The organism is Marinobacter litoralis (assembly GCF_016427555.1).
Taxonomy (GTDB): Bacteria; Pseudomonadota; Gammaproteobacteria; order Pseudomonadales; family Oleiphilaceae; genus Marinobacter; species Marinobacter litoralis_A.
The window spans coordinates 352066-369359 of the sequence record NZ_JAELVS010000003.1; the positions used below are offsets into that span (position 1 = coordinate 352066).

General features: G+C 55.7%; 15 protein-coding genes. 6 read left to right on the forward strand and 9 right to left on the reverse strand.

Annotated elements, in window-relative coordinates; translation table 11 throughout:
• Positions 1-104: 104 nt before the first annotated feature.
• From JAO79_RS11665 to JAO79_RS11675, 3 genes are read left to right on the forward strand one after another with little or no spacing between them, the layout of a single operon-like run.
• Positions 105-2957: a valine--tRNA ligase gene (locus tag JAO79_RS11665; RefSeq protein WP_199007428.1), complete on the forward strand. Its 2853-nt coding sequence runs from the start codon at positions 105-107 to the stop codon at positions 2955-2957.
• Positions 2958-2961: 4 nt separating this feature from the next.
• Complete coding sequence (locus tag JAO79_RS11670; RefSeq protein WP_199007429.1) at positions 2962-3846, forward strand: ketopantoate reductase family protein; 885 nt, start codon at positions 2962-2964, stop codon at positions 3844-3846.
• A gap of 27 nt (positions 3847-3873) precedes the next feature.
• Positions 3874-4431, forward strand: a complete 558-nt coding sequence (locus JAO79_RS11675) for a cob(I)yrinic acid a,c-diamide adenosyltransferase (RefSeq protein ID WP_199007430.1) — start codon at positions 3874-3876, stop codon at positions 4429-4431.
• A 33-nt stretch (positions 4432-4464) separates the two neighbouring features.
• Here JAO79_RS11675 and JAO79_RS11680 read toward each other — a convergent pair whose 3' ends face one another.
• From JAO79_RS11680 to JAO79_RS11695, 4 genes are all read right to left on the reverse strand, one after another.
• Complete coding sequence (locus JAO79_RS11680) at positions 4465-6489, reverse strand: methyl-accepting chemotaxis protein (protein WP_199007431.1); 2025 nt, start codon at positions 6487-6489, stop codon at positions 4465-4467.
• A 99-nt stretch (positions 6490-6588) separates the two neighbouring features.
• Positions 6589-7476, reverse strand: coding sequence for a regulatory signaling modulator protein AmpE (gene ampE / locus JAO79_RS11685; RefSeq protein ID WP_199007432.1), 888 nt, complete (start codon positions 7474-7476; stop codon positions 6589-6591).
• Positions 7477-8031 carry a 1,6-anhydro-N-acetylmuramyl-L-alanine amidase AmpD gene (gene ampD, locus JAO79_RS11690; protein ID WP_227664584.1) on the reverse strand — a complete coding sequence of 185 codons (555 nt, stop codon included), beginning with the start codon at positions 8029-8031 and terminating at the stop codon, positions 7477-7479.
• A 163-nt stretch (positions 8032-8194) separates the two neighbouring features.
• On the reverse strand, positions 8195-10483 hold the full coding sequence (locus JAO79_RS11695; RefSeq protein ID WP_199007434.1) for a DUF1631 domain-containing protein: 2289 nt from the start codon (positions 10481-10483) through the stop codon (positions 8195-8197).
• A gap of 216 nt (positions 10484-10699) precedes the next feature.
• Here JAO79_RS11695 and nadC point away from each other — a divergent pair, with 216 nt between their 5' ends.
• Entirely contained in the window at positions 10700-11539 is an 840-nt protein-coding gene (nadC, locus tag JAO79_RS11700; RefSeq protein WP_199007435.1) for a carboxylating nicotinate-nucleotide diphosphorylase, read from the forward strand.
• 16 nt (positions 11540-11555) lie between these two features.
• Here nadC and JAO79_RS11705 read toward each other — a convergent pair whose 3' ends face one another.
• From JAO79_RS11705 to JAO79_RS11725, 5 genes are read right to left on the reverse strand one after another with little or no spacing between them, the layout of a single operon-like run.
• Entirely contained in the window at positions 11556-11891 is a 336-nt protein-coding gene (locus JAO79_RS11705) for a YqcC family protein (RefSeq protein WP_199007436.1), read from the reverse strand.
• Positions 11892-11905: 14 nt separating this feature from the next.
• Positions 11906-12703 (reverse strand): ParA family protein, encoded by a 798-nt coding sequence (locus JAO79_RS11710; RefSeq protein WP_199007437.1) that lies wholly within the window; start codon positions 12701-12703, stop codon positions 11906-11908.
• A 50-nt stretch (positions 12704-12753) separates the two neighbouring features.
• Positions 12754-13470 (reverse strand): DnaA regulatory inactivator Hda, encoded by a 717-nt coding sequence (hda, locus tag JAO79_RS11715; protein WP_199007438.1) that lies wholly within the window; start codon positions 13468-13470, stop codon positions 12754-12756.
• Positions 13449-14009: a CDP-alcohol phosphatidyltransferase family protein gene (locus JAO79_RS11720; protein WP_199007439.1), complete on the reverse strand. Its 561-nt coding sequence runs from the start codon at positions 14007-14009 to the stop codon at positions 13449-13451. Before JAO79_RS11720 ends, hda begins: the two co-directional genes overlap by 22 nt.
• A gap of 18 nt (positions 14010-14027) precedes the next feature.
• A complete protein-coding gene (locus JAO79_RS11725; RefSeq protein ID WP_227664563.1) occupies positions 14028-15308 on the reverse strand; it encodes a DUF2066 domain-containing protein in 1281 nt (426 codons plus the stop codon).
• 203 nt (positions 15309-15511) lie between these two features.
• Between JAO79_RS11725 and purM the strand changes: the two genes are divergently transcribed.
• Positions 15512-16576 (forward strand): phosphoribosylformylglycinamidine cyclo-ligase, encoded by a 1065-nt coding sequence (gene purM, locus JAO79_RS11730; protein WP_199007440.1) that lies wholly within the window; start codon positions 15512-15514, stop codon positions 16574-16576.
• Positions 16573-17235: a phosphoribosylglycinamide formyltransferase gene (gene purN, locus JAO79_RS11735; RefSeq protein WP_199007441.1), complete on the forward strand. Its 663-nt coding sequence runs from the start codon at positions 16573-16575 to the stop codon at positions 17233-17235. Before purM ends, purN begins: the two co-directional genes overlap by 4 nt.
• Positions 17236-17294: the final 59 nt, after the last annotated feature.

Here is a 17294-nt window from a genome sequence, read left to right on the forward strand (position 1 = left end):
CGAGCACCGGAAGCTGAACGTTCGCCCGAACCAAAGCGACCATGTATAATGGCCGGTTTCAAACTTCCCCATCGTGAATCAACCAACGGTCACTGCAGAAACCCATGGAAAAAACCTACCAGCCAGAAAACATCGAGCGCCAGTGGTACGAAAACTGGGAATCCAAAGGGTACTTCCGCCCCAGCGGAGAAGGCCAGTCCTACAGCATCGCTATCCCGCCACCTAACGTGACCGGCAGCCTGCACATGGGCCACGCCTTCCAGCACACCATCATGGACACCCTAACCCGCTACAAGCGCATGCAGGGCAACAACACCGTCTGGACCGTCGGCACAGACCACGCTGGCATCGCCACCCAAATGGTCGTCGAGCGCAAACTAGCCGCAGAAGAAGGCAAAACCCGCCACGACCTCGGCCGGGAAGAATTCATCAAACGCATCTGGAACTGGAAAGAAGAATCCGGCGGAACCATCACCCGCCAGATGCGCCGCCTGGGCAACTCCGTAGACTGGGACAACGAACGCTTCACCATGGACGATGGCTTCTACAAAGCCGTACAGGAAGTCTTCATCCGCCTATACGAAGACGGCCTCGTCTACCGCGGCAAGCGACTGGTTAACTGGGACCCGAAACTGCACACCGCCATCTCCGATCTGGAAGTGGAAAACAAAGAAGAAAAAGGCTTCTTCTGGCACCTGCGCTACCCGCTGGCTGACGGCGCAACCACCCAAGACGGAAAAGACTACGTCGTGGTCGCCACCACTCGTCCCGAAACCATGCTGGGCGACACCGCCGTAGCCGTACACCCGGACGACGAACGTTACCAGCACCTGATCGGCAAGCACGTGATGCTGCCGCTGGTAAACCGCAGAATCCCGATTGTGGCCGACCACCACGCTGACCCGGAAAAGGGCTCCGGCTGCGTCAAAATCACACCGGCCCACGACTTTAACGACTACGCCGTCGGTAAACGCAACAACCTGCCGATGATCAACGTCCTGACCCAGGATGCCAACATTCGTGACGTTGCCGAAGTCTTCAACAGCGACGGCACTGAAAACAGCGACATCGACGGCAGCATGCCAGCGGCCTACGCCGGCCTCACCCGCGAAGCGGCGCGCAAGCAAATCGTTGCCGACATGGAAGCCGAAGGCCTGGTACAACAGGTTGAAGATCACGTACTGAGCGTACCCCGCGGCGACCGCTCCGGCCTGATCATTGAGCCTATGCTCACCGATCAATGGTTTGCCGATGCCAAAACCCTGGCCAAGCCCGCCATTGAAGCGGTAGAAGACGGTCGTATCCAGTTTGTGCCCAAGCAGTACGAAAACATGTACTTCTCCTGGATGCGGGACATTCAGGACTGGTGTATCTCCCGCCAGCTTTGGTGGGGCCACCGGATTCCAGCCTGGTACGATGCCGAAGGCAACATCTACGTCGGGCGCGACGAAGACGAAGTGCGCAAAAAGCACAACCTGTCCGCCGATCTGGAACTGAAACAAGACGACGACGTACTGGACACCTGGTTCAGCTCCGCACTGTGGACCTTCGGCACCTTGGGCTGGCCGGAAATCACCGAGCGCCTGAAAACCTTCCACCCCACCGACGTGCTGGTCACCGGCTTCGACATCATCTTCTTCTGGGTAGCCCGGATGATCATGATGACCATGCACTTCATGAAAAACGAAGACGGCACCCCGCAGGTTCCGTTCAAAACCGTTTACGTCACCGGGCTCATCCGCGACGAACACGGTGACAAGATGTCCAAATCCAAGGGCAACGTCATCGACCCGCTGGACATGATCGACGGCATCGGCCTGGATGAACTGCTTGAAAAGCGCACCGGTAACCTCATGCAGCCCAAGCTGGCTGAAAAGATCGGCAAGCGCACCAAAAAGGAATTCCCGGAAGGCATCGCGGCCCACGGCACAGATGCCCTGCGCTTCACCCTGGCGGCCATGGCCACCACCGGCCGTGACATCAACTGGGACATGAAACGACTGGAAGGCTACCGCAACTTCTGCAACAAGCTGTGGAACGCCGCGCGCTACGTTCTGATGAACACCGAAGGCGAAGACTGCGGTGTGAACGACGAGCCGGTAGAACTGTCGCTGGCGGATCGCTGGATCATCAGCGAGCTGCAGCACTGCGAACAGGAAGTGACTCGTCACCTTGAGCAGTACCGCTTCGATTTGGCGGCTTACGCGCTCTACGAGTTCATCTGGAACGAATACTGCGACTGGTACCTGGAACTGGCCAAGCCCTGCCTGAGCAACGACAGCGGCAGCGTTGAAGCCAAGCGCGGCACCCGCCGCACGCTGGTACGGGTTCTGGAAGCCATCCTGCGACTGGCGCACCCGATGATGCCTTACATCACCGAAGAAATCTGGCAGCGCATTGCGCCTCTGGCCGGAAAGAGCGGCGACAGCATCATGCTGCAGCCCTTCCCGCAGCCGGAAGAGAGCAAACAAGACGCCACCGCCAAAGCCGACATCGAATGGGTGAAAGGCGTTATCGTCGCAGTACGTAACATTCGTGGCGAGATGAACATCTCCCCGGGCAAGCCGGTACCGGTATTCCTGAAAGGCGGCAACAGCGAAGACGAACGCCGCCTGAATGCCAACCGTCAGTTCCTGATGTCTTTGGCCAAGCTTGAAAAGCTGGAATGGCTGGGTTCCGAAAAAGCCCCCATGAGCGCCACACAGCTGGTTGGCGAAATGGAAGTTCTGGTCCCCATGGCCGGCCTGATCGACAAAGACGCTGAACTCAAGCGCCTGGACAAAGAGCTGGATCGACTGCAGAAAGAAATCAGCCGGGTTGAAGGCAAGTTGAGCAACGAAAAGTTCACCGCCAAAGCTCCGGCTGAAGTGATCGAAAAAGAGAAAGGTAAACTGCGCGATGCCCAAGGCAGCCTGCAGCGGTTGAGTGCACAGCGAGCCGAAATCGAGGCCATGTAAGGCCATGATTGCGATTCTGGGAGCCGGCTCACTGGGCCGGCTTTGGGCCGCCAAACTGCCTGCGGGGCGCGTCGCCTTTGTGCCCCGCCCGGAGCAGTCTGCTGCCTCCCTCCGCTATCGCTTCCGGCCCGTTCAAGGGCCGGAAATACCGGTGCAAATTCCCTGGCTAAACAGCCACCAATCACCCTCGCTCTTATTGGTCACCACAAAAGCCGGCGACACTGTTGCCGCTTTGCAGAGCGTTGTTCCTCGACTGCCCGAGACAACACCCATCGTTTTGTTTCAGAATGGCCTCGGCAGCCAGCAAGATGTGGCCCAATCCTGGCCGAATCGCCCTATCCTCGCAGCAACCACCACCGAGGGTGCGAACCGGCCGAAGCCCGAACTGACGCTTCATGCCGGGCAAGGTGAAACCTGGATTGGTGCACTCACCCCCGCTGGCGAAACCTGCCTTAACGAGGCGGTTTCCAGGCTGGCAGAAACCGGCCTGTGCGTTAACGCCACACCGGACATTCTCGACAGACTTTGGCAAAAACTGGTGATCAACGCGGGCATCAACCCATTTACCGCGATTTTGAATTGCCCGAACGGCGAGATTCTCAACCAACCGTTCTACCAGCAATGGATCGATCCTCTGTGCCACGAAATCAGCAAACTGTTAACCGCCAGCGGTCAACCTTCGAGATCAGCGGCAACACTCCGGGAGGCAATCGAATCGGTCGCCTGCAGCACCGCAGCCAATACATCCTCGATGCGAGCCGATCGATTGGCCGGACGCACAACCGAAATTAACTTCATCAATGGCTACTTGGCGCGTGCCGGAACCGAGCTCGGCATCGACACCCCCGTGAACCAGATGCTCACCGATCAAGTAGAACAACTGAAATGACACTTTTTCTTCAGGAGCACTCGCACTATGGGCAACCGCCTATCAAAAATTTATACCCGCACCGGTGATGACGGCACTACCGGCCTGGCAGACGGTAACCGAGTTACCAAGAACGCCCTGCGGGTCGAAGCTATGGGCACCGTTGATGAGCTGAACTGCCACATAGGCATGCTGGTGGAAACGTTACCCGCTGAAGATGCTCTGGTAGATCTGTTCCGCCGCATTCAGCACCACCTGTTCGATATTGGCGGGGAGTTTGCCATCCCTGGTAGCGTGATGATTGGCGAAAAACACATAAGCTGGCTGGAGCAGGTGCTGGACGAACACAACGACGACCTGCCCCCTCTGAAGAATTTCATCCTACCCGGCGGTTCTCCCGCAGCCGCACAGTGTCATTTGGCCCGAGCAGTTTGCCGCCGCGCTGAACGGATTGTAGTTGGCCTTAGCCAAGAAGAGGAAATCAATGCCGGTGCGCGACAGTATCTGAACCGTCTGTCGGATCTGCTGTTCGTAGTATCCCGGGTACTGGCCCGTCGGGAAGGTGCTAAAGAAATTCTTTGGGAGCAACAAAAATCCGGCCTCTAAGGGCCGGATTTTTAGGTTTAAGTCTCGACGACATCAGACCTTGAAGGCTTCGACCAACTTCTGAAGCGACGCCGTCAAACCGGACATCTGGCGTGAAGAATCCAAGGTTTCCTGTGCGTTTTCGGCCGTGCTTTGGCCCAATTCACCGATGCTTTCAACATTGGCATTCACGTTCTTCGCCACTGCGGATTGCTCTTCAGCTGCCTGCGCAATCTGGTGGCTCATATCGACAATTTCAGAAATTCCGTGTGCGATGCTATCCAGAGCCTGCGTCACTTCCGTAGACTTCTGAACGGTCAGTTCAGTCGCGCCATGACTACTGGTCATGGCCGATACCGCTTCTTTCACCCCACCTTGCAAGCGGGAAATCATATCTTCGATTTCCTCAGTGGACTTGTGAGTACGCTGCGACAACGACCGCACCTCATCCGCCACTACCGCAAAGCCACGGCCGTATTCGCCAGCACGCGCAGCCTCGATGGCCGCATTAAGCGCCAACAAGTTGGTCTGCTCCGCGATGGCTTTTATCTCGACAAGAACCTGACTGATGTTATCGCTGTCTTTGTTAACCCGATTGATGACATCCATCGCATCGGCAATCTCGCTGGCCAGCTTATGAATCGTCTCTACGGTATCCGCAACCACCTGTCGGCCTGTTTCGGTGTCCCGCTCTGCGCTACCAGCGCTGTCGGCTACCCGATGGGCACTCTCGGTCACTTCGTTTACCGCCTCGACCATCTGCCCCATGGCTTCATTAATCTGGCTGCTTTCATCCATCTGACGCGCCACCGCTTCACTGTTTGCAGCCGCAGTATCGTTGACCCGGACAGCCTGAAGGCCGACATCCGTGGTGGTCGCACTCACAGACCGGATCAGCTCGGCAATCTTGTCGGTCATGTTGTTGAATTCCGATGTGAGCACGCCTAGTTCGTCGCGGTTCGAAAGCTCGATATGCGTGGTCATATCACCGGCTGCCACACTTCTGGCGGCAGAACTGAACCGGCCAATGGCAACCCTGACCGACATAAAGAAACCAATGTACAAATACACCACTACCAGCATTACTGCGATCAGAGAGACAACAATGATGGTTCGCTGACGGGTTTCACTCGCTAAACGGTGTTCCAGGTTGGCCCCGACCACCTCAAAAATCGTCTCGGTCAAGGCATCGAAATGTTTGGTCTGGGCAGTTACCGTTGCATCGTATTCCTGCCACGGAGCCTCCAGCCGCATCGGGGTGATTATCTGAACATCCAGCGCATTCCTGACAACCAGCAAGCTGCCATCAACACGAGACAGGGCGGGATCCTCGGCCAACTCAGGCGAAGCATCTTTAGCAACCACCAGGCTGGGAGACAGCAAAGAGCTTCGGTTGGTCAAACGATCAAAGATCTCGTTCAGGTTTTCGCTCATTGCATAGCCCACCTGCCCGTCTACCAACGAGAAGATACCGTAGGATCGGGCGCTACCGATGGCATTACGTGCATCCGGAAAAACATCACGTACCAAGCCAAGCAATAACTGGTTTTCGCGGGAAACGTCCTGCCCCAAACCCGACACTTCCATCGTGGCTGGCAACACGGCCACCACTTTCTGCACGAACTCCTGATAGTACTTGAACTGCGCGTCCATACTGCCCTGATAGCTATTACTCTTCAGGAGTGCACGCCAATCTTTCTGCAATGCAAGAATCTGTTCCTGCCAGGACCCGGATTCATCAAACGAACGACGCGGTTCGGCCAAATCTGTCAGCAACGCATCCACTTGTTTCGCCGCCCGATCAGCTTTGTCAGCCAGTGCAGGATCTTCTTTGAGGATGGCGGGCGCTTTGTAGTCACGAAACTCCATTGCCGCTGCCAGCAATCGATCGGCGGTTTGCAGCTCCACTAATCCGTCAATGCTGCGATTCATGGTTTGCACAGACTGATTGAGGCCGGAAATTACCAGCCAGGACAGCACCAAAATCGGACCAAGAAAGAGAATGCTGATGAGGCTGAACTTGTAAACCATCGGCAGCCGGTTCATCAACGCAATCGCTGGATTAATTAAGTAGTTCAAAGCGCCCTCGCCCAGATTCGAAAACCGAACCATGAATGTTATTTTTTTGATTTTCACCTACAGCTGAAACGTTTGAATCGCTCCAAAGAGGTATTGGATCTAAACCACGCCTGCAATAACCAGCAACGCAATGGCACAGATCCAAACCAGCATGCTGCGGCTCAATAGATCCCTGATGGCAATCAGACTGCGGCCGCCGAAGCTTGGCCAGTCTGCCGGATGTAACTCCGAGAACCGTTCAGGATCAAGTGCATATCCGGTTAACGACCCGTTGGCGGAAATCATTAGCACTTCCGTCGTCGATTTTTTCAAGCCGGGCAAAACTTGACGAACTTTACGGGACCAGCCAGACAAATCGCCCGCCACACCGAACGTGCAGGCAAGCAATCGAGCCGGAATCCAGCCAACCCAAAAGGTCAGTTTTCGATACCCCGGTCGTGCTCCGGCTTGCGGCCAATGCTCCGCCAACGCCGATACACCACGAGCCAGAACGGCAGCCCCAATACCACCTACGACATACCAGAACACCACCAGGAAAAAACGGTCGAACACGTTGACAATCAGCGCCTTGGAAACCGACAAATGCATCACTTCGGGGGATACCGCCGCACCGCGCTCATCGGCCGGCAGCCGGTCTTTCACATGATGCCAGGCGCCCTGCATGTCACCATGCCCCCAAGCTTCGGAATAGGCCTTCAGTGACTCCTGCCAGCCCGGCACGCCCATCAGCAGGACAAGCAACACCATCTCTAACGGATAAACAGCCAGCCGAAACCCCAGCTGCTCTGCCAGCACCGTCAACAGTACCAGGCAAATCGCGGGCAGCACGACCAGCGCATACCCCCTTGTCGGGGACGTTTCATGCCCCGCCTTGCTCGTGGCCCCCTGCTGAAACCAGGCACGCCAGAATCCATCCGCGCTGTATGCGCCTTGCCGGTCCAGCTTGCGGCGAATCACATACGCCAACAGCAATATCACCAAAACCATTCAGTTTTTCTCCGAGCTGCTCACAAGCTTGTGAAAGTGCCGCCATTGAAACACCGGGCCAGGATCTGTCTTGCGGCCGGGGGCAATATCACTATGACCGGTGATGCGATCTGGGGTGACAGCGGGCCAGGCCGCCATAGTCAATCGCGTGAGCCGAGCCAAGGTTTGATACTGTGGCTCGGTATACGGAATGTCGTCAGTACCTTCAAGTTCGACCCCAATGGCAAAGTCATTGCATTCCTGCTCATCGCCAAAACAGGACCTGCCGGCATGCCAGGCTCGGTCAAGGCAACTGACAAACTGCACAACCGAACCATCCCGACGCACCAGTGCGTGCGCCGACACTTTCATGTCAGCGATCTCGGAAAAATAGGGGTGCGCGTGTCGATCCAGGCGGTTGCAAAAGAAATCTTCAATGTAAGGACCACCAAACTGCCCGGGAGGCAAACTGATGTTATGCACGACCAACAAGGTAATCTCAGCTCCGTCCGGGCGGGGGCCGAAGTTGGGCGACGGGTGCCATATGCTATCGGGAAAGCGGCCGGTCTCCCGCAAGGTATCAACTTGCGAGGTAAAATCAACGTTGGAACCGGAGGGGGCTATGAGATCAGATTGTATATTTGGCAAGGCTCATCCGTAGGGGCAATGAGTGATTCAAGTATTTCGATTGAATCACAAAGCGATTACAGATGCCACGAATTACCCGAATAGCAAGGCTTCAGTCCTTTCGACTTTGCCGGAGGTTATCAATGATGGATTCAAGTGCGCGATCGAAGATCAAGCCATCATCCAACAACGTGATCTCATCTTTCTGCATCGCCAATGCAAGGTCGTCACGAAGATATTCGGCTACTTTCGCCCCGTTACGGTTCACAAAAATGTACTTATCGGTCGCCTTGATGAAGGCCGCCAGCTTGCAGCGAACCCGAACACCGTCTCTATTCAGTTCAAGCCAGGACCCTACGCTCAACTGATCAGCTGTATCGAGCCACCGTTGATCAGCAACGTCTTTTTCCGATTGAGCCGCTGCCTGATCGACAATCTCTACCGCGCCGCCGTTACCGTCGTCGCCCTGGTCTGAACCAGGCTCTTTCCCCTCATCCTTAAGTTCTTCAGGCTCAAGAAGCGGCGGCTCTGCTTCAGCGTTCTCATCAAAGGCAATATCAGAGTGCTCTGGCGCGTCCTCCTTGGAGTCGCCAGGCTCAATCGGCGCTGTCACCAGATTCTGCAGCACATCAACGTGCACCAACTCTAAGTCCCGTATCACCGCATCAGTAGCAAACGGATCCCAGGAAATTTCCTGTAACGCCTTACGCAGCCCTTCTACCACATCCGGAATGGCTCTCAACAGGTCCGAACGGGTGTCAGAGGAAACCGGATGCGGATCAACACTCCACACCAACCGCTCGGTCAACGCTCTGGCGCTGGCCCATTCATGGGTCTCCTCCCCGTGGCGCAATAACACCCACTGGAGATAGCGCGATAGTGGGTCGTGGACAATCTGTGAGACGGGCTGCGGGAGCTCGTGCGCTTCCGTTTGCTGGCGGATCAACTCGGCCGCGGCCTGCTGGGCGCGCTCCTGCCTGGCCCGCCCTTCTTCCGCATCCCGAAGCCTTTGCTCGACCAGTTCTCTGCGGCGGCGGTCCAGATCCATGAAATGACCGAAGTCTTTCACCAGTTCCTCGAACAGCCCCACGTTCTCGCTGTACTCAGACAACACGCGCTCAACGACTTCCTCAATTTTATCGCGCAGCGGATCCCGCACGCCCGCTCGCTTCTCACTCCACCCAATTGCCGCCAGTGCAAGTTCGTTCAGCAACTTACGTACCGGATGCCCGCCGCGGTTGAAGAAATTTCGGTCACAAAGGGCCACCTTCAATACCGGTATTTGCAGCCGGCCAATCAGCGCCTTCATCACCGGATGCAATTGCCGGTCTTCCAGAATAAACTCGAACAGCATTGAAACAAGGTTAATAACATCACCATCAACCTGCCCAACAGACGCCTTTTCCCCCTCAACCGACTGTAGCAATGGTTTCAATTGATCCCGCAATGGCAGAACCTGTTCGTTGCGTGCAGTCTGGGTAGCTGATTGGAGCTGGCTCAACTGAGTGATCAATCGTTCTGTCTCTAACACCTGCCCTACAGCTTTCTCCGCCGGGGCTTCCTGATGATCGGTTTGATGCAGCAACGCGCTTAACTCACTTAATGTCGGCGTTACTTCCGCCTCTTTGTCATGGGAGGCAAGGTTCGAGCCGCCACTGTGTCGGGTACTGTCTGATGTCGGCACCGCACGAGGAATAGAAGAACCCGCACGCGGCGGTGTGGTCATCTCCGTCAATACGCCCTGGGTCACCAGGGTCTGGTTACAGGCCTGATAAAACGCCCCGAGCTGTTCGGTGAGCATTCGCTCGAAAAGCTTCAGCACCACCAGTTTGGCACGGATGTCGATATCGAGATCCGCGCAGGCTTCTGAAATCGCTCCTCCCAATACTTCGGGGCTCAGTGGAATCTGTGCGTCGGTCAGCGACAAGTCCGGAACGGAATGGCGCACTCTGGCCGCCAACAGACTCAAGACTTCCGCATACCGGTTCCGCAACCGATTGATCAGGTTGTCCAGCGCTACCTGCTGTTCAAGATCCCCGTGGTCAACCAAACTTAGTGAATCAACATCCACGTGTTCCAGCGACTGACCTTTCTGACCCGGATGAAATCGCCCCAGTTCGTTAAAGGACTGACTTACGTACTGCAGAATGGATACGGTCATGGCCTTGCGCCGCAAGCGCAGTTCACGCATGGCATCAAAATAGGAGGCCTGGTCCTGGTTCGAGCCCGCTCGGTCAGCCAAAGCGAACAAACTGTCATCAGCCTTTTCGAAAAAACCCGCAAGCACGGTCTGGAGTGATTGGCCGGAACTGTCCCGCAGTCGCACTAACGCTAACGGTAGCGAGAATTTGCCTACCGATGTTTGGCCACCCAAGTGAACGACCTTACTGTGCTGTGCCATGGATATGCTCCGTCCCAAACCTGTTAAACAATGTAAAACACGGCGTGAATACATCATATAGGCATTGCCTGTCACCTTCTGTCAGAATTTGTCACCTTTTGTTTACGCCGGAACTCAGTCACATTATTCGGTCTCGCACGGCGCATTTTGATTAACTGCCCGAGCGAAGTAGAATTGCGGGCCATCAACCCACATTCACTTACCCGGAACGTCACCATGATCAACCCAGAACTGCTTCGACAGGCCCGCATTGAATCCGTTGCTCAAAGCCTGCGGGAAGACATTGGCGATGGCGACATCACCGCCATGCTGATCCCTGCCGACAAGCCAGCCGAAGGCCGGGTTATCACGCGCGAACCTGCCAGGCTGGCCGGTAAAGAATGGGTGAACGAAGTATTTCGCCAGGTAGACCCGCAGGTTAAGCTGGAATGGTTGCATGAAGATGGCGATCAACTGCAGGCGGATGACGTTATCTTCCGGATGTCCGGAAACGCCCGCTCGCTTCTGACCGCCGAGCGCTCTGCACTCAACTGGCTTCAGATGTTATCGGGCGTGGCCACCGAATGCGCCCGGTTTGCTGCCAAGGTTTCGCACACCAAGGTGCAACTGCTGGATACTCGCAAGACACTGCCAGGGTTACGACTTGCCCAGAAGTATGCGGTCACCTGCGGCGATTGCAGCAATCACCGCATCGGGCTGTGGGACGCTTTTCTGATCAAGGAAAATCACATTGCTGCGTGCGGGTCTATCGCAGCAGCCGTTAAAGAGGCCCATCGCATTGCTCCGGGCAAACCGGTCGAAGTAGAAACCGAATCTCTGGATGAGCTAAGGCAAGCACTGGATGCCGGTGCCGACATCATTATGCTGGACGAGTTTTCCATGGAGGATATGAAACAAGCGGTGCAGCATGTTGGCGGGCGCGCAAAACTTGAAGCTTCAGGTGGTATCAACGAACAAACACTGGTTCCCATTGCAGAAACTGGCGTTGATTTCATTTCGATTGGCGCCCTGACCAAAGACGTGAAAGCCATCGACCTATCTATGCGTCTGGATTAATCCAGACGCTTTTCGATCACTCCCCCGACAGCAAACTATCCATGTGCGCCAGTGCCTGAATAAGCTTGGCGCCACTTTCGTTGCGCCCGCGGAAGTACTCCTCGGCCATCGGCGCAATACCGGACACCGACGGCAGTGGCTGCCCGCCTTCGAGCAACACTTTCATGCGCGCCACGAAAACAAACTGAAGCCACTGCGGAAAGCTCATGGTATCGAGACAGAACGGCTGCGTGCTTTCAAACGCTTCTGGCGGAAGCGGTTGCTCTTGCCATGCATCCATGACTCTAAGCTCCATTTCTATCTGGAGCAAACTGTCGGCAACGTGACTTGCGTGAATCTGGCTATCAGTCATGGTCCTTCGCCCTGTCAATCCGCCAGCGCTTCCAGCTCAACCGCTTCACCGTGCAGCACCCGGTACAAATCTTCGAACTGCTGGGTGAGCGCATGCTTGGGCGCCATATGTATCAATGGTTTTCGTGCCTGATGGGATTCTTTCATTTTCACTGAGCTGGACAAACGCACCGGCAGGACCGGCAAGCCCTCGTCAATCAGCTCCCGCACCAACTGCTTTGGCAGACTGGCCCTCGGCTGGAACTGATTCGCCACGATGCCTTCAACGACCAAGGCTTCATTATGGTCTTCCTGCAACTCGCGAATCTCATGCAAAATGTTGTACAGGGCCTGGCGCGAAAAGTCGTCACAGTCGAATGGAATCAGGCACCGCTGCGCGGCAATCAACGCTGACCGAGTATAGAAATTAAGAGCCGGTGCGGTGTCGATAAAAATCTCGTCAAAACTGTCACCCAGTTTCTTCAGAAATTCTCTCAACTTGTAAATCTTGTGCTTGGCTTCCAATTTGCGCTCAAGAAAATCCAGTTCCGGGCTGGAAGGCAACACAAACAGGTTTTCATAAGGCGTGGCATGCACAAACTCATCCGGGCGACGGGTGAACATGCTGAACGCAACCGTTTGCTCTAAGAGGTCTGCCACCGTGTCCTTCAGTTCAGAGGAGGCCTTACCCAACAGGTAATGGGTAGAGTTCCCTTGAGGATCAAGATCAACAACCAGAGTCCGCTTTCCCCGGGCAGCACTGATTGCTGCAAGATTACAGGTAATGCTGGATTTGCCCACACCACCTTTTTGGTTGAATACAACCCGTCTCATGTCATCTCTCCAATCGTCTTTGTAGTTTTGAATTCTTTGTTATTGTGCTGCTACCAACCCATAACCGTTTTTACGAATGGAATGGTCAAACGCCGCTGGGCCTGCAGCGAGTTTTCATCAAGCGTATCCAGAATACCCAACAGATCTCCGAGCTTTCGTGGCGCTCGCCGCATGATGAAGTTGGCCACATCGTCGCTTACGACCAACCCACGCTGCTCTGCTCTGGCCATGAGTATATGCATCCGGTCTTCGTCCCGGTACAACCCCAGTTGAAGCAATAACCCGTGAGACAGGCGGGACACCAGATCCGGCAACCTGAACGGCAATGACCCGGGCACTTCCGACAGACTTACGAGCAGCAGACCGCCACGGTCCATTACCCGGTTGTAAAGATGAAAAATCGCCTCTTCCCAATCGGGTTTACCAGCAATTTTGTCCAGATCATCGAGACAAAGTAACGGGTGAACCTCGAGGCCATCCAGCGCGTCCGGACCAAAGGGCAGCAATTCGCCAATACTGATACAAACACCAGCCCGGCCGAATTGGTCGGTTTTGTTGCAGGCAGCCTGTAACAAATGGCTTTTGCCGGTATCGGAATCTCCGCAGACGACAACTACTGGCAGCCCCTGTGGTGCATCACAGATGGCCTCAAGACGACGAGCCGCCTCACGATTCCTGTCGCCATGAAAATTATCGAAACGAGCGTCATCCCTGAGTTTGACCCCGAGGATCATCTGAGACGGTATCACGACCGCTTTGCCCTCCATGCCCTCACACCCCAAACCAAAACATAATGGCCACCGCTAAAGACCGCGGACAAGGCAACGACCCAGATACTGGCTGTGAGGATCCAGGGTTCCATCGACAAACCGGCCATAAGAATAATGATTACCAAAGCGGCCAAAATTTGGATAAAGGTATTCATCTTGCCCGGTATACTCGGCTCCATTTCAAAGCGCCCTACGCCATAATGAAACGCAAGCCCCCCGCACACAATAAGCAAATCACGCCCAAGCACCAAGGCAAACAACCAAACCGGCAACACGCCCGTAATCGTCAACATCAGGTACGTGGTGATCAGCAATGCTTTGTCGGCCAGCGGATCTGCAATTGCACCAAGCCGGCTTTTCCAGTTGAAGGTGCGGGCGAGAAAGCCATCAATCGCATCGGTCAGCGCTGCCACTGCAAAAATAGCCAGCGCAAGGCGATACCCGCCGTCAAGCAAGGCACCGGCGAACGGAATGACCAGCACGATCCGCAAAAACGTCAGTGCGTTGGGAATCCAACGCAACTGCTGCGATCTCACGTATAAATCTCCGTCAGTTTACGATTCGCTACCACCACGCCCCGGAACTCTTTGCCAGCGGTAGTAGAGCACTTCGTAGAGTGATTCAAAAGCATCAGCCGCGTCTTGCTCATCACCATCGGGCAACGACTGATAGGCCGGCCCTGAGGCTTCTGCCGCTTCAACTCCGTCTTCCTGTTTTTCCTGACCCACCGAGGCGGTTGATTGCGGAGCCTCGGTTGCATCCATCGTCGTTGCATCTTCTGCACTTTGGGCCACAAACCGCGGGTCCAGCGCAATGTATTCTTGCAACTGACTTAACTCGCCCGAAAACGCCACTTCCAACGTCAAACGCTCGCCCCGAATACGCGACGCGCCAACGGCCCGCACGGGAGTCATACTCTCAAGCGCTTTCAGCACCTTGCCGTAATCCGCCAGAGAGGTTACGCCGTCCAACACCACGTCAACGACCGGCGAATCGCCCACATTACCTGCAGAAACCGCGTAACGGCTAGCATAGAGGTCAGCCCAATTATCAACCACTTTTGCGGCGAGCTCTGCGGGCGTACCTGCGCTGACCGATCTTTCACTGGGGTCCATGCCCATGCCTTCAAATACCCAGCCCGCACGCCACTGGCCACCTGAGCGACTGATGCGCATCAGAGAAATGACATCATAGGCCAGCCCTTCCGAAGCGGCTTCGATCCGGTCAACAAACTGGCCCCACAGATCGGACAGCAACGAGCGGTCATCGGAAAATTGCTGGCCGGGAAAAACCATCGGCAATCCGCGCTCAGAGGCAGCCGCCATAAACAGTTGACGCCACTCAGCTGCGTTTGCAGATTGCGATGAGGCTTCAGCCTCTGCAGTAATCAGCTGGCGCTGACCACGATCTTCCACGGCAATCCAAGCCAACGTAAGCGGCCGGTTGGCTCCCCACACGGGTGCATTGAGTGCTGCCAGCCCCCGGTTCACGCCTACCGCACCAAAGCTCATCTGCATACGGCTCTGCCCCTCACTTTGCCCTACCTGGTAGGACAGCAACAAGGATTCGGCCTTTGCCAACAGATCGTCTACGCCTTCCAGCTCCAGAACATCCCGACTGCCGGACACGCGCACGAGTACTTCGCGCAACCCGGCCTCGTAACCGGCTTTCACACTTGAACTGCGGGTATCGGAAATCTGCACATCGGCATTGTAGAGCCCGGTGATCGTAACCGCAGCCGCTGGCGACGCAATAAACAAGGCGCCTACCATTGCCATTATCAGGCGCCCTGCCTGTTTCATTTTCGCTGAATACCCGTTGACTAAATTCGTCATGTAGATGTAGCACCCTGCCGTTCCCATGATTGGCGCACAGGATACACCATCGCCTGTCGGCTGAGTAGCAAGCCAGCCACCGCTCTACGTGATAACCGTAGATTATCCAAGGAATCGTAGCCGTATCGAGGAATACCAGTTGGAGCCCCCGTGCGCACCTGTTAAAATCCGCGGCCAGACCCACAGTCCAATGGTTATTTTCCATGAGCGAACAGAAGCCCTCCCTTACCTATCGCGATGCAGGTGTTGATATCGATGCCGGCAACGAGCTGGTTAACCGCATTAAGAACACCGCGACCAAAACCCGTCGCCCCGAAGTACTCGGCGGCCTCGGAGGTTTTGGCGCTATGGTGTCCATCCCTGCCGGCTATAAAGAGCCCGTGCTGGTATCAGGCACCGATGGCGTAGGCACCAAGCTTCGTCTCGCCATGCAACTTGAAAAGCACGACACCATCGGCATCGACCTTGTTGCCATGTGCGTGAACGATCTGATCGTTGGTGGAGCCGAGCCTCTGTTCTTCCTGGATTATTACGCCACAGGCAAACTTAACGTCGATATTGCGGCCAATGTTGTTGAAGGCATCGGCAAAGGCTGTGAACTGTCTGGCTGCGCACTGGTGGGCGGCGAGACCGCTGAAATGCCAGGCATGTACGAAGGCGATGACTACGACCTCGCAGGCTTCTGTGTTGGCGTGGTTGAACGTGAAAACATTCTTGACGGCAGCCGTGTTCAGTCTGGCGACGCACTGCTGGCCCTGGGCTCTTCAGGCCCCCACTCAAACGGTTACTCGCTGATTCGCAAAATCATCGAAGTGAGTGGCACCGATCTTAGCCAGCCGATGGGCGATGCCACTCTGGCGGATGCACTCATGGCTCCGACCCGCATTTACGTCAAGAATTTGCTGAAACTGATCCGCGACGTAGACGTGCGTGCCATGTCTCACATCACCGGTGGCGGGCTTCCGGAAAACATCCCCCGCGTTCTTCCGGATAATACGGTTGCCGCGATCGACACCGATAGCTGGGAGCTACCTCCTGTGTTCCAGTGGCTGAAAGATGCTGGCGGCGTGGCCGCTGAAGAAATGTACCGCACATTCAACTGCGGCATTGGCATGATCGTGTGCGTACCTGAAGACCAAAAAGATCTGGCCATCGACACGCTGAACGCAATGGGCGAAAAGGTCTGGCAGGTTGGCGTCATCGAGAATGCCGATTCCAGCGACTCCGCTTCGGCCGTCCGTTACGCGCCAGGGCTTCTGAAGGCATGAAGGCAGATCCAGCGCCGCTACCCAAAATCGTTGTTCTCGCATCCGGCAGCGGAACCAACCTGCAAGCTTTGATCGAAGCCACCCGTGAACGGGATTTTCCTGGCGAGATCATTGCTGTGGGCTGCAATCGCCCCGGGGCGTTTGCACTCGAGCGTGCAGCACAAGCCAACATCCCGACTTTTGTGATTGATCATACCAAGTCGGATTCGCGGGAGGCATTCGACGCCTCCCTGATGGCTGAACTGCACCGGCACAACCCGGACGTGATTGTTCTGGCTGGCTTCATGCGCATTTTGACGCCTGATTTTGTTCGCGCCTTCCGTGGCCGGATGCTGAATATTCACCCCTCGCTCCTTCCAGCCTACACTGGCCTGAACACGCACAAGCGGGTACTGGAGGCAGGCGATAAAGTGCACGGCGTTTCCATCCACTTTGTCACCGAAGAGCTGGACGGCGGCCCCGTCATCGCACAATCCGAAATTCGGGTGAACGACGACGATACTCCGGAGTCGCTGGCAGAGCGCGTACAGCAACAGGAACATCTGCTGTACCCGATCGTCCTGCGCTGGTTCTGCGAAGGGCGCATTCAGCTTGCCGCTGATGGCGTTCAATTCGACGGCTCGCTGCTACCGAGCCCGATGCGTCTTTCGGATAGCTGAACAGATTGTCATTCTCTCGAAGCCAATAACGACTAGACTGTGTCTCATGCACAGACCGT

Bases quoted from the DNA above. Each gene is read 5' to 3' on its own strand.
- JAO79_RS11665 (WP_199007428.1), top strand. From the start codon at position 105: ATGGAAAAAACCTACCAGCCAGAAAACATCGAGCGCCAGTGGTACGAA.
- JAO79_RS11725 (WP_227664563.1), bottom strand. From the start codon at position 15,308: ATGACGAATTTAGTCAACGGGTATTCAGCGAAAATGAAACAGGCAGGG.
- JAO79_RS11710 (WP_199007437.1), bottom strand. From the start codon at position 12,703: ATGAGACGGGTTGTATTCAACCAAAAAGGTGGTGTGGGCAAATCCAGC.
- ampE (WP_199007432.1), bottom strand. From the start codon at position 7,476: ATGGTTTTGGTGATATTGCTGTTGGCGTATGTGATTCGCCGCAAGCTG.
- hda (WP_199007438.1), bottom strand. From the start codon at position 13,470: ATGGAGGGCAAAGCGGTCGTGATACCGTCTCAGATGATCCTCGGGGTC.
- nadC (WP_199007435.1), top strand. From the start codon at position 10,700: ATGATCAACCCAGAACTGCTTCGACAGGCCCGCATTGAATCCGTTGCT.
- purM (WP_199007440.1), top strand. From the start codon at position 15,512: ATGAGCGAACAGAAGCCCTCCCTTACCTATCGCGATGCAGGTGTTGAT.
- JAO79_RS11670 (WP_199007429.1), top strand. From the start codon at position 2,962: ATGATTGCGATTCTGGGAGCCGGCTCACTGGGCCGGCTTTGGGCCGCC.
- JAO79_RS11695 (WP_199007434.1), bottom strand. From the start codon at position 10,483: ATGGCACAGCACAGTAAGGTCGTTCACTTGGGTGGCCAAACATCGGTA.
- purN (WP_199007441.1), top strand. From the start codon at position 16,573: ATGAAGGCAGATCCAGCGCCGCTACCCAAAATCGTTGTTCTCGCATCC.
- JAO79_RS11675 (WP_199007430.1), top strand. From the start codon at position 3,874: ATGGGCAACCGCCTATCAAAAATTTATACCCGCACCGGTGATGACGGC.
- JAO79_RS11705 (WP_199007436.1), bottom strand. From the start codon at position 11,891: ATGACTGATAGCCAGATTCACGCAAGTCACGTTGCCGACAGTTTGCTC.